At 63.0% G+C, this 11,848-nt stretch carries 13 protein-coding genes and 1 tRNA gene; 10 read left to right on the top strand and 4 right to left on the bottom strand.

The annotated features are described in order from the left end of the window. Positions 1 to 83: 83 nt before the first annotated feature. From rpoD to ACCQ00_RS18380, 3 genes are all read left to right on the top strand, one after another. On the top strand, positions 84 to 1,961 hold the full coding sequence (rpoD, locus tag ACCQ00_RS18390; protein ID WP_039568630.1) for an RNA polymerase sigma factor RpoD: 1,878 nt from the start codon (positions 84 to 86) through the stop codon (positions 1,959 to 1,961). A gap of 194 nt (positions 1,962 to 2,155) precedes the next feature. Next, the gene (locus ACCQ00_RS18385) at positions 2,156 to 2,476 is read left to right on the top strand and encodes a hypothetical protein (protein ID WP_017157070.1); all 321 of its coding nucleotides are present in this window, start codon (positions 2,156 to 2,158) and stop codon (positions 2,474 to 2,476) included. A gap of 271 nt (positions 2,477 to 2,747) precedes the next feature. Beyond that, a tRNA-Ile gene (locus ACCQ00_RS18380) sits at positions 2,748 to 2,823 on the top strand. 121 nt (positions 2,824 to 2,944) lie between these two features. Here ACCQ00_RS18380 and ACCQ00_RS18375 read toward each other — a convergent pair. Both ACCQ00_RS18375 and ACCQ00_RS18370 read right to left on the bottom strand, forming a co-directional pair. Continuing rightward, positions 2,945 to 3,361, bottom strand: coding sequence for a nuclear transport factor 2 family protein (locus tag ACCQ00_RS18375; RefSeq protein WP_039568627.1), 417 nt, complete (start codon positions 3,359 to 3,361; stop codon positions 2,945 to 2,947). 57 nt (positions 3,362 to 3,418) lie between these two features. Beyond that, positions 3,419 to 4,120, bottom strand: coding sequence for an SDR family oxidoreductase (locus tag ACCQ00_RS18370; RefSeq protein ID WP_236493378.1), 702 nt, complete (start codon positions 4,118 to 4,120; stop codon positions 3,419 to 3,421). Between the two features lie 212 nt (positions 4,121 to 4,332). On the opposite strand from ACCQ00_RS18370, the gene ACCQ00_RS18365 reads away from it, so the two are divergent. The 3 genes from ACCQ00_RS18365 (at position 4,333) to map (ending at position 6,430) form a co-directional block, all read left to right on the top strand. After that, positions 4,333 to 5,256, top strand: a complete 924-nt coding sequence (locus ACCQ00_RS18365; protein WP_039568625.1) for a LysR family transcriptional regulator — start codon at positions 4,333 to 4,335, stop codon at positions 5,254 to 5,256. A gap of 188 nt (positions 5,257 to 5,444) precedes the next feature. After that, positions 5,445 to 5,657, top strand: a complete 213-nt coding sequence (locus tag ACCQ00_RS18360; protein ID WP_039568623.1) for a ParD-like family protein — start codon at positions 5,445 to 5,447, stop codon at positions 5,655 to 5,657. Beyond that, positions 5,654 to 6,430, top strand: coding sequence for a type I methionyl aminopeptidase (gene map / locus ACCQ00_RS18355; protein WP_017157376.1), 777 nt, complete (start codon positions 5,654 to 5,656; stop codon positions 6,428 to 6,430). The genes ACCQ00_RS18360 and map overlap by 4 nt, the downstream gene beginning before the upstream one ends. A 30-nt stretch (positions 6,431 to 6,460) precedes the next feature. On the opposite strand, the gene ACCQ00_RS18350 is transcribed toward map, so the two are convergent. Continuing rightward, complete coding sequence (locus tag ACCQ00_RS18350; protein ID WP_039568619.1) at positions 6,461 to 7,006, bottom strand: hypothetical protein; 546 nt, start codon at positions 7,004 to 7,006, stop codon at positions 6,461 to 6,463. Between the two features lie 261 nt (positions 7,007 to 7,267). Here ACCQ00_RS18350 and ACCQ00_RS18345 point away from each other — a divergent pair, with 261 nt between their 5' ends. Together ACCQ00_RS18345 and ACCQ00_RS18340 are read left to right on the top strand one after the other, a co-directional pair. Next, on the top strand, positions 7,268 to 9,025 hold the full coding sequence (locus ACCQ00_RS18345; RefSeq protein ID WP_039568617.1) for a chloride channel protein: 1,758 nt from the start codon (positions 7,268 to 7,270) through the stop codon (positions 9,023 to 9,025). A 262-nt stretch (positions 9,026 to 9,287) separates the two neighbouring features. Then, positions 9,288 to 10,766, top strand: a complete 1,479-nt coding sequence (locus ACCQ00_RS18340; RefSeq protein ID WP_039568614.1) for a SulP family inorganic anion transporter — start codon at positions 9,288 to 9,290, stop codon at positions 10,764 to 10,766. Here the strand turns inward: ACCQ00_RS18340 and ACCQ00_RS18335 are convergent. Next, on the bottom strand, positions 10,719 to 10,964 hold the full coding sequence (locus ACCQ00_RS18335) for a hypothetical protein (protein WP_039568611.1): 246 nt from the start codon (positions 10,962 to 10,964) through the stop codon (positions 10,719 to 10,721). The genes ACCQ00_RS18340 and ACCQ00_RS18335 overlap by 48 nt on opposite strands. A gap of 197 nt (positions 10,965 to 11,161) precedes the next feature. Between ACCQ00_RS18335 and ACCQ00_RS18330 the strand changes: the two genes are divergently transcribed. Together ACCQ00_RS18330 and ACCQ00_RS18325 are read left to right on the top strand one after the other, a co-directional pair. Next, positions 11,162 to 11,326, top strand: a complete 165-nt coding sequence (locus ACCQ00_RS18330) for a hypothetical protein (protein WP_039568608.1) — start codon at positions 11,162 to 11,164, stop codon at positions 11,324 to 11,326. A gap of 279 nt (positions 11,327 to 11,605) precedes the next feature. Continuing rightward, positions 11,606 to 11,836, top strand: a complete 231-nt coding sequence (locus tag ACCQ00_RS18325; protein WP_017157382.1) for a DUF1653 domain-containing protein — start codon at positions 11,606 to 11,608, stop codon at positions 11,834 to 11,836. Positions 11,837 to 11,848 lie beyond the last annotated feature (12 nt).

The raw sequence follows: 11,848 nt of genomic DNA, 5'->3' as shown, positions 1-11,848 counted from the left end.
GTCTTGAATCCGGCAGACCGGGCTTCACGCTGGTATAATGCTAGGTTCTCTTTCCAATCTCAAAGCCGGTGGCGCGAGCACTCATGGCCAACGAACGTCCTGCCCAGCAATCCGACATCAAGCTACTGATCAGCAAGGGCCTGGAACAGGGCTATCTGACCTACGCCGAAGTCAATGACCATCTGCCCGACGACCTGGTCGACCCGGAGCAGATCGAAGACATCATCAGCATGATCAACGGCATGGGCATCGATGTCCATGAAGTTGCACCCGATGCCGAAACCCTGTTGCTCAACGATGGCAATACCGGCAACCGCGAGGTCGACGACACCGCCGCCGAAGAAGCTGCCGCCGCGCTGACCGCGCTCGACACCGAAGGTGGCCGCACCACCGACCCGGTGCGCATGTACATGCGCGAAATGGGCACGGTCGAGCTGCTGACCCGCGAAGGCGAAATCGCCATCGCCAAGCGTATCGAAGAAGGCCTCAGCCAGGTCCAGGCAGCACTGGGCGTGTTCCCGCTGTCGACCGAAATGCTGCTGGCCGATTACGAAGCGCACAAGGAAGGCAAGAAGCGTCTGGCCGAGATCGTGGTCGGCTTCAACGACCTGATCGAAGAGGCCGATGCCGCCGCTGCTGCATTGGCTGCGGCCGGCCCGGTCGCCGTGTCCGACGATGAAGCGGTGGACGAAGACGACGACGAAGACGGCGATGACGACGCTGCCGAAGAAGAAGCCGGCCCGACCGGTCCGGACCCGGTGGAAGTGGCCACGCGCATGGAGAACCTGGCCAACGAATACGCCAAGTTCAAGAAGGCCTATGCCAAGAACGGTGCCGAACACAAGCTGGTGGTCAAGGCACGCGAAGACGTGGCGGCGATTTTCACCACCTTCAAGCTGCCGCTGCCGCTGACCGATGCGCTGGTCACCCAGCTGCGTGGCGTGGTCAACGGCATCAAGGACCACGAGCGCAAGGTGCTGCACCTGGCCACCACCGTGGCGCGCATGCCGCGTAAGGACTTCATCCGCTCCTGGGAAGGCAACCAGACCAACCTGGAATGGGTGGAAGACGCACTCAAGCGCAAGCAGAAGTGGTCCTCGGCGCTGCGCGACGTCAAGGACCAGATCATCTCCGAGCAGCAGGGCTCGATCGAGATGGAAAAGGCCAATTACCTGACCCTGGGCGAGATCAAGGAAATCAGCCGTGCGATGGCCTATGGCGAAGCCAAGGCACGCAAGGCCAAGAAGGAAATGGTCGAGGCCAACCTGCGTCTGGTCATCTCCATCGCCAAGAAGTACACCAACCGCGGCCTGCAGTTCCTGGACCTGATCCAGGAAGGCAACATCGGCCTGATGAAGGCCGTGGACAAGTTCGAATACCGTCGCGGCTACAAGTTCTCGACGTATGCAACGTGGTGGATCCGCCAGGCCATCACCCGTTCGATCGCCGATCAGGCGCGCACCATCCGTATCCCGGTGCACATGATCGAAACGATCAACAAGTTGAACCGCATTTCCCGCCAGATGCTCCAGCAGTTCGGCCGCGAGGCCACGCCGGAGGAACTGGCCAAGGAAATGGACATGCCCGAGGACAAGATCCGCAAGGTGATGAAAATCGCCAAGGAGCCGATCTCGATGGAAACTCCGATCGGCGACGACGAGGATTCGCATCTGGGCGACTTCATCGAGGACACCAATGTGGAGTCCCCGATCGACAACACCACCAACATCAATCTCTCCGAGACGGTGCGTGACGTGTTGGCTGGCCTCACCCCGCGCGAGGCGAAGGTGCTGCGCATGCGCTTCGGTATCGACATGAACACCGATCACACGCTGGAAGAGGTCGGTAAGCAGTTTGACGTCACCCGCGAGCGGATTCGTCAGATAGAGGCCAAGGCGTTGCGCAAGCTGCGTCACCCGAGCCGTTCGGAACAGCTGCGCTCGTTCTTGGATATCGACTGACGCCGCGGTCGTAACCGTGCAGTGATCACGCAACAGCCCCGCTTATGCGGGGGTGTTGCGTGATGGCGTAGGCAATTGGCTATGCTGGGGACTCGGGCAGCTGTCGATCGCATGCAAGGCGCGTGTTGGTGGCGAAGTGCCCGGACGTTTCACGCACCGCCGACGAAGCTACACGGCCACGCAACATTAAGCCGATGTTTCCGCAAACCTCACGTGGCGTTCTGACCGCGACTTCTAAGTTGGCCGACGAATGGAGACGAGATCGCTTTATGAGTAGGCAAAGCCGCTTTGAAACCACCACGTACCGCGAACACGAGATCCGCGTGCGCGCCGAGCAGGCTTCCCCTAATGCCAAGTGGACGCTGTGGGTGGACGTGTATGCGCTCGGCGGCAAGCGCCAGCCGCGCATCGCCTGCAACGGGCTGGCCTATGCGACCTACCAAGAGGCCATCGCGCACGGTTTTCGTGCAGGTCGGCAGTTGATCGATGGGCAGTTTGAGACGGCTGATGCCTGAGGACAGGATTGGGATTTGTGATTCGAGATTGATAGGTTTGCTGGTTGCGTCTAGATCGCGCGATTGCGTGCGCGGCGCCAGCAAATTCGATGCCCAAAGCCCAGCCGCCGCTGGGCTTTTTCGTTGTGACGCCCAGGCATGATCTTTCGGCTGTGCGTGCCGGGGTCGTTGCAGGTACAAGCCGGCTAGCAGACAGGGCGACGCCCAGACAGGTAAACTTTCGCGTCCGCTGCACGGCCCGACATGCTCGCCATCTCGCCGCCAGACACTCGGGCCTATAGCTCAATGGTTAGAGCAGAGGACTCATAATCCTTTGGTTCCAGGTTCGAATCCTGGTGGGCCCACCATCAGCCTCCATGAGGCAATCGGATGTTGCGCGCATCCTGATGATGAGCAGTTGCTGGAAGTCGATCTGACCCTTCGGTGGTCATCCAATGGCGATCTGGCTCAATCTCAGACTTCAGACAGTCATGGCTCCGCAGTTCGCGACGCAGCAGCCACCGCAAAGCTGTCTTCAAGCATCAGAAACTGCGAGATATCGTTCCCCGTGATGGTGAGCACGATCGTAAACGGCGTTTCGATGAGCTTTCCGGTGGCGGTGATGCGGCTGGCGAGCTCACCCACGATGACAGCGCGGTCGTTGCTGGCCAGCAGATCATGCACCTCGAACCGGAGGCGCTCCATCATCGTGCTGGAATCGCGGACGAACGCTTCTACCGCGCCGCGCCCGCTGCGTCGCCCAACCCATGGCAGTGCGGATGGGTCGCCCGGGATATGCCATTGCAGATCCGCACTGAACATTGCCGCGATGGTCTCAGGCGATGCACCGGAGCCGATCTTTTCAAGGAAGTTTTGCGCAATCGCCAAATTGTTTTGCATGCTCATCTTGTTTGTCTCCAGTGGATTGGACGTGCACTCAAGATAGCGCGCCGCCCGTGTGGGTCAGATCTGGGTCAGGCCGCCGTCCACTGTCAGCTCGATGCCGGTGATGTAGGAGGCGTCGTCCGATGCCAGGAAGGACATCGCCTTGGCCATTTCATCCGGGCTTGCCGAGCGGCCCAGTGGTGCCTTCTGCTTGATCTGGTCGAGGTAGGCGTCGATGTCTTCCGCGCTCATGCCCAATTCGGATCGATAGGCGGGTGTGACCACGACGCCGGGCGCGATCAGGTTGACGCGGATGTCGCGAGCTCTCAGCTCGGATGCCCATGTCCTGACGAACGAGCGCAGCGCCGCCTTGGTTGCGGCATACACGCCGAAATTGGAAACCTCCTGGTTTGCCGCGATGGAGCCCGTCACCACGATGGCGCTGCCGGCGCCCATCAGTGGCAGCGCCTTCTGCACGGTCAGCAGGGTGCCCTTGACGTTGATGTTGAAGTACTTGTCGAAGCCTGCTTCGGTGATGGAGTCGATTGGCGCAAATTCGCCGCCGCCTGCGTTGGCAAGCAGCAGGTCCAGTCGTCCATGCGCGGTGGCGATGCCGTCCATGACGGCGTCAAGCTCTGCACCAACGGAAATGTCGGCGCGTACCGCCGTGGCGCCGTGGCCGATCTCGGTGACCGCCCGGTCCAGTTCCTGCTGCCGGCGGCCGCTGATGACCACCGTTGCGCCCTCCAGCGCCAGCCGCTTGGCGGCGGCCAGGCCGATGCCCGAGCTGCCGCCGGTGACCTAGGCGATCTTCCCGGCGTGTTTGGTGGGGTGAATGTTGACCAGATCCTGGACGTGCATGGTGTTCGCCTCTTGAGCGGAGTTCCCGCGTTGCAGGCAGTCTATTGACCGTCGCTGTGGCAATAAACCGGCATATCATTGATTCTTTATTCCCCTGCAGAAATAATCAGACGCTCCAGACGGAGCGATCAATGGATCACCTGCAGGCAATCCGCGCCTTTGCGCGCGTGGTGGAAACCGGTGGCTTCAACCGTGCGGCAGAATCGCTACAGATGCCCAATGCCACGCTGAGCAAGTCGATCAGCGCGCTGGAAAAACATCTGGGAGTCAAATTGCTTGAACGCAGCACGCGCCGCGTGCGTGTCAGCAATGACGGCGCTGCGTATTACGAGCGCGTGCGGCATCTGCTCACGGAGCTGGACGACGTGGAAGCCTCGTTGGGACGTGCCCAAGGCAGCCCCAAGGGCCGGCTTCGTGTAGATACGGGCGGCTCGACGGCGTGCGGATTGTTGATACCCGCATTGCCGGAGTTCTGTGCACGCTATCCGGATATCCAGCTGCAGCTTGGCGTCACCGATCGCACGGTGGATGTCATCGGCGAAAATATCGACTGCGCCATCCGCAGCACGGCAGACGACGGCGCGCTGATATCGCGCAAGATCGGCAGCCTTGCGTGGACCACCTGCGCGAGTCCTGACTATCTCGCACGCTACGGTGTCCCGACCCACCCCGAGCAGCTGAAAAGCCCGGCGTTTCCAGTGGTGGGCTACTTCTCCGCGCATAGTGGCAAAGCGCCGCCGCTGCATTTCCTGGACGATGGAGCGCCGCTGGAGATCGTTCCCAACTGCAGCGTGATGGTCAACGAAAGCAACGCGCATCTGGCGACCGGATTGGCCGGGCTCGGGCTGATCCACACGCTCGATTTCATGGTGCGCCCGGCCATCGAACGCGGCGCGTTGGTGCCGGTTCTGCAAGACTGGCGTCCGGCGCCGTTGGATGTCTTCATCGCCTATGCGCCCAGCCGACAGTTGAGCACCAAGGTGCGTGTGTTTATCGAGTGGGTGAGCGAGATCTGCGCCCGCATCGGGCGGACGCCTTCGGCGGTCGAGCGCTGACGAACGCAACCCGCTGCCGTGCACGTGGTGTGCGGCGGTGCTTCCAGGCGTTGGGTCATCGCATCCGCCCGGGGCTCGCAGCACACGCCGGACAGGCATTGCCCTCGACGGCAGCCCTGCCCGAAGCGATTGCGTGCAAATATACGTTTCATATACGATTCGTATATCGACGCCGAACAGGAGCCATCATGGGCATCGTCAATATCGACGACGACCTGCACGACCAACTCCGCCGTGCGTGCACGGTGAGTAGCCGCTCGATCAATGCGCAGGCCAATTTCTGGATCAAGGTCGGCATGCTGTGCGAAATGCATCCGGACACGCCATTTCAGCAGATCGTGGCCGACCAATTGCGCGCGGCGGGCGTACGGCCGCAAGCCTTGAAACCGGGCCGGGCGTGATCAAGTCGCCCGACGAGATTGCGCTGATGGCGGTGTCTGGCCAGCTACTGGCGCAGGTATTCGATGCGCTGGATCGCTTGCCGCTGGAAGGTCGCAGCACGCTGGAACTCAATGCGTTTGTCGAGCGCATGATTGTCGATGAGCTCGACGCACGGCCTGCGAGCAAGGGGCAATACGGTTTCGAATTCGTACTCAATGCCTCCATCGACGATGTGGTCTGCCATGGCGTGCCATCGGCCGATGACGTGTTGCGCAGCGGGCAGATCGTCAACCTGGACATTACGCTGGAAAAGAACGGCTATATCGCTGACTCCAGTACCACGTATCTGGTGGGCGAGGTCGCCTATCCGGCGCGTCGGCTGGTACAGGCCACGTATCAGGCGATGTGGAAAGGGATTGCGGCGGTGCGCCCGGGCGCGCGCCTAGGCGATATCGGCCATGCCATTGCGCGGCACGCGCGTGCGCACGGCTACAGCGTGGTCAAGGAGTACTGCGGGCACGGCATCGGCCGTGAGATGCATGAAGATCCGCAGATTCTGCATTACGGCCACGCAGGCACCGGCTTGGAGCTGCAGGAAGGCATGGTGTTCACCATCGAGCCGATGATCAACCAGGGCCGTGCGGCGATCCGTTCGCAACCGGATCAGTGGCCGGTGCATACGCGCGATGGCAAGTTGTCGGCGCAGTTCGAACATACCGTGGCGGTGACGCGGACCGGCGTGCGCGTGCTGACCTTACGGCCCGGAGAAACACCGCTGTGCGTGGTGGATTGACGCCCAGCAACGCAGCGCTCGCAGCAACCGTCAGTCGGTAGATGCGCGCCTGGATGCATCAGGCCCGCGCGGGATCAACGCGGTGGTGTTGGTCTGCAGGAGCAAGTGCACCGCTGTTTCGACACCGATGAAACGGCTGCGTTGCAGCAGATAGGACAGCATGAGAAGCCCCGCGAACATCAGCGTGGCCCCTGGCCTGATGACGGCTGCCGGAACCAGAAAACCCACCACCATCATCAGCACGGTCCAGTTGCAGAACCCGGTCACGATGATCGCGCGTTGTCGACGGTCGACAACGATGCGCCCGCGCATGATCAACGGATAGACACCGCCGACGAACAGGAAGGTTTCGCGAAACGCATACACGTCTTCGGACAGGCGATGGAACCGCAAGTCCGGCCAGCGCGATGGCTCGACCGCATTTTCCACCAGCGCCAGCGAAAAGCAGGCCAACGCATCGCCGGTGACCGCACTACGCCGTGAAAATACCGGCAGACCCCAGTTGAAATAGTGGCGGTTCCAGGTGATCAGCAAGATGCCTTCGGTCGCGATCAAGCCCAGCAGCAGGTAGAGCATCGTGCATCCCTGTTCGAGTGGCCCAGCGATCGCACGCGCATGGTGTGCCGCGTGCCGGCCCTGATTCTGGCGCCTGAATGGGTGGCCCTGCAATCACGCCAGCGGCGCGGCGCTTGCTTCACCACCGTGCCAGATTGCCTCAGGTCAGCGGCACTCATGCACACTAGGCCCTACAGCGGATGCCGGCTCTGTCGGCGCGCCGATCCTGCAATCACTGGTCCCATGCAGCCACTTTCCCACACCTTGCCAGCAGTGCACGCCATGGCGGCGCAACTCCGCCGGCCACTGGACGGCTTGCGCAGGCAGCTGCGCGCCAACGATCTCTGGTTCATTGCCCTGGCTGCGCTGGTGGGGCTGATCGCCGCTGGTTTGATGGTGCTGCAGGCCGGCATTGCGCATCGCCTGCAGAGCTGGCTCTACGCGCTCGCGCCCGAGCAGCGGCTCAGCACGGCCACCTCGATGACAGCCACGCAGTTGCTGGTCTTGCCGCTTGGCGGCTTGCTGGTTGGCCTGGTGACGCTGATGGCGCGGCGGCGCAAACGGCCGCTCGTGGATGCGGTGGAAGCCAATGCCTTGCATGGCGGGCGCATGTCCATGCGCGACAACCTGATCGTTGCGGTGCAGACCTTGTTGTCCAACGGCTTCGGTGCGTCGGTGGGGCTGGAGGCGACGTATACGCAGATGGGGTCGGGCGCCGGCTCGCAGCTGGGACGCGTGTTGCGAGTGCGGCGTGCGGACATGCGCACGCTGGTGGGCGCCGGTGCGGCTGGTGCGATTGCCGGCGCCTTTGGTGCGCCGCTGGCCGGTGCGTTCTATGCGTTCGAGATCGTCATTGGTGCCTACACGCCATCGGCATTGGCACCGGTGGCCGCCGCCGCATTGGCTGGCGCGTTCATGGCCAATGCCCTGGGTGCGGCGCCGTATTCGTTGCCCGCTGCTGCGGCCTACCAATTGCAGCCGCGCGACTATGCGGTCTACATCGCACTGGGCCTGGCGTGCGCGCTGATCGGCATTGCGGTGATGCGCTTGGTTGCCGGAATCGAACGCGGCGTGGGCCGCATCAATCTGCCGGTGTGGGGGCGCCCGGTCATCGGTGGGTTGTTGCTGATTCCGCTGGCGATGTATTCGCCGCAGGTGTTGTCCTCGGGGCATGGCGCATTGCATCTGGACCTGACCAGCAGCAGCACCTTGCAGGTGCTCGCCATCCTGTTGGTGCTCAAGTGCGTTGCGTCGGGAATTTCGCTGGGTTTCGGTTTCCGCGGCGGTCTGTTCTTCGCCTCGTTGTTCATGGGCTCGCTGGTGGGCAGCCTGTTCGCGGTGAGCCTGAACGTGTTGCTGGGCGCTGCGGTGGTGGACACCACCAGTGCATCGCTGGTGGGCATGGCCGCACTGGCGGCGGCCATTGTCGGCGCGCCGATGACCATGGCCATGTTGATCCTGGAAGGCACGCACGATTTCGTACTGGCCAGTGCGGTGATGGTGGCGGTGCTGGTGGCCAATACCGTAGTGCGGCAGGTGTTCGGGTATTCGTTCTCCACCTGGCGGCTGCATCTGCGCGGCGAAAACATCCGCAGTGCGCGCGATGTGGGCTGGGTACGTAACCTGTCGGCCGGCAAGATGATGCGCAAGGACGCCAACCACACCGCGCACGACATCAGCGTGGCCGAATTCCGGCGGCGGTTCCCGTTGGGCTCCACGCAACGCGTGGTGCTGGAAGATGCAGACGGACACTACGCCGGCGTGGTGCCATTGGCCGTGCTGTACGCCGACAACGTGCAGCTGGACGCGCCGGTCGGCGACTATGCCAAGCACCGCGATGCGGCGCTGCTGGCCAACACCGACATCGTGGCGACCATGAAGGTCTTCGATACCACGCAGGCCGATGAGTTGGCCGTGATCGACAGCGATCGCAAGGTGCTGGGCGTGCTGTCGGAGGGATTCGTGCGCAAGCGTTACGCCGAAGAACTGGAAAAGCGCGAACGCGAACTGATGGGCGAGCGTGTGGTCAGCGACGACTGATTCGTTGGCTGCCAACAACGGCTGCGCTCACGCGTGCGCGTCGTTGACCTTCGTCTGATGTTCGATGCCGATGCACAAGCGCGCCCACGGGTTGTTTGCATCGGCGTGAGCGCGTTAGTATCGCCACTCGTCACCAACGATCTCCTTGGACACATGACACCACCCTGACCTAAGGCATCACGCGCTCGCAGTTGCTGCGAAGGTCCAGGTGTTTGACGTGCATGTAATGCGCCGTGTGGTTGCCGGCGTACGGAGTCGTTCAATGTCCAGAAATTTCCCGTTGCGCCAGCAATGGCTCGGCAACGTGCGTGGCGATGTGCTCGCCGGCATCGTGGTCGCGCTTGCGCTGATTCCCGAAGCCATCGCGTTTTCGATCATAGCCGGCGTCGATCCCAAGGTTGGGCTCTGCGCGGCATTCTGTCTTGCAGTGGTGACGTCGATCGCCGGTGGCCGGCCAGGCATGATTTCTGCCGCCACCGGTGCCATGGCGTTGTTGATGGTGGATCTGGTCAAGGACCATGGGCTGCAGTACCTGCTGGCGGCGACCGTGCTGGCGGGCGTGCTGCAGCTGATTGCAGCCGCATTGCGTCTGGGCGCGTTGATGCGTTTTGTCTCGCGCTCGGTGATCACCGGCTTCGTCAACGCATTGGCGATCCTGATCTTCCTGGCACAGCTGCCGGAGCTGGTCGGCATGCCATGGCCGGTGTACGGGGTGTGCGCAGCGGCATTGGCCATCATCTATCTGCTCCCGCGGATCACCACGGCCATTCCTTCGCCGCTGGTCGCGATTGTGGTGCTGACGGCGGCATGCGCGTATTGGCATCTCGATCTCCGACACGTGGGCGACATGGGCCACCTGCCCGACAGCCTGCCGGTGTTTTTGCTGCCGGATGTGCCACTGACGTGGGACAGCGCGCGCATCCTGCTGCCGGTATCGACGACGCTGGCGATGGTCGGCTTGCTGGAGTCGTTGATGACGGCGCAGATAGTCGAAGACCTGACCGATACCCCGTCGCAGCGCAACCGCGAATGCGCAGGTCAAGGCCTGGCGAACATGGTGGCAGGATGCTTCGGCGGCATGGCGGGCTGCGCGATGATCGGGCAGTCGGTCATCAATGTGCGCTCGGGCGGACGCGGGCGCTTGTCGTGCCTGGTGGCTGGCGTGGTCCTGCTGCTGATGGTGGTGTATGGCGCGGCCTGGGTGAGTCAGATTCCGATGGCGGCATTGGTGGCGGTGATGATCATGGTCAGCATCGGCACCTTCAACTGGGGGTCGCTACGCGATCTGCGCAGGCACCCGGCAAGTTCGTCGGTAGTGATGCTTGGCACCGTCGTGGTCACGGTCTGGACGCACGATCTGGCGCGCGGCGTGTTGGTCGGCGTCCTGCTGTCGGCACTGTTCTTCGCGCGCAAGGTCGGGCGCATGCTGCATGTGCAGGCCAGCGATGGTGACGATGGGGTGCGCGTGTATGCGGTGCGCGGCCAGGTGTTTTTCGCATCGGCCGGGCAATTCGTCGCCAGCTTCGATTTCCTCGGCACGCCGCCGAAGGTGCTGATCGATCTGAGCCATGCGCACTTCTGGGACATCAGTGCGGTGGCGGCGCTGGATCGGGTGGTGCTCAAACTGCGCGCACACGGCGCCGAGGTCGAGGTGGCTGGATTGAATCAGGCCAGCGACACGCTGATCGAGACCCTAGGAACCCATCGGCGCGATGGCGCGCGGCTGCAGCTCGGTCACTGAGCTGGGCTGCTCGCACCCGGCCAGCGCAGCCGTCGGCGAAGCCGACTGGCGTGCATGCGCGTCCAGCAAGGCGGACAGGCGACGATGGCAATCGCGGAAGGCCAGCGCGGAGGCCGGCATGTCGCAGGCGTCGAAGGTGCGTGCCTCGGCCTTCCAGCAGGCGAGCAGGTCTTCCAGATCGCAGATCAAGCTCGGCATGGTGTTTCCTCGGTAGGCGTCCTGCTGTCTACGGGGAGAGGCGATCGGCAGATGCAGGCCGGCGCGGCGTCATCCGGCCCCAAGCCCGAATGGTTCAGATACTGCGATGGCCGCCGCGTTTTTTGCATGCGGCACACGTGCGCATCACACAGCCGGGAGGAGGGTGGGCAGGCGGTCTTCTGCCGCGGGAGCTGACCATGAGCAACAACCAGAACGCCAACCGGGGTATCGACGACCCGACGCCACCCAACGGCGTCAAGGCACCGGGCAGGAACGAAGACCTGCTGCAGGACGGGCCTGCGCAGGACAGCGAAATCGACGACGACGACAGCATCGAGGACGAATTGGACGAGGACGCCTGAGCTTGGTTCTGCGGTAGGCACGCGATTGCGGCGAGCCCTGATGGCGCAGGACAGGCCTCCCACGCCGGCGACAGCACGAGGTGACATGGCGGCCGCTGGAGCGGCTGCCAGTCCGCCTCTTCAATGCAGGCGTACGGCCACAGCAGGCCGGCCGCCGACTCTGCAATGCGGGTGGGCACCGGTGATCGACCGCCGGCGCCCAGCGTCAACGCAAGGCTGCTCGCCACCCATTGCCCGCGGTCCTAAACTGCGGGGCCTTTCGATCGCGTCGATACCGCCATGGACACCCTGCCGCCGTTACCTTCCATTGCACTGGGCCAGTACCGCCACTTCAAGGGCGGCCGCTATGAAGTACTCGGTGTGGTGCGCAGCAGCGAAACCCTGGAGCCGCTGGTGCTGTATCGGCCACTGGAAAGCGATATCGGATTGTGGGTGCGCCCGTATGCGATGTTCGTCGAGCAGGTCGAAGTGGACGGTGTTGCCCGCGCTCGCTTCGAGCGCGTGGAGTGAGCGCCGCGCGTG

Origin of the sequence: Xanthomonas sp. NCPPB 3761 (genome assembly GCF_041475705.2) — a bacterium.
GTDB lineage: Bacteria > Pseudomonadota > Gammaproteobacteria > Xanthomonadales > Xanthomonadaceae > Xanthomonas > Xanthomonas phaseoli.
Note: the sequence above shows the minus strand (reverse complement) of the source record. Positions and strands in the feature narration are given on the sequence as shown.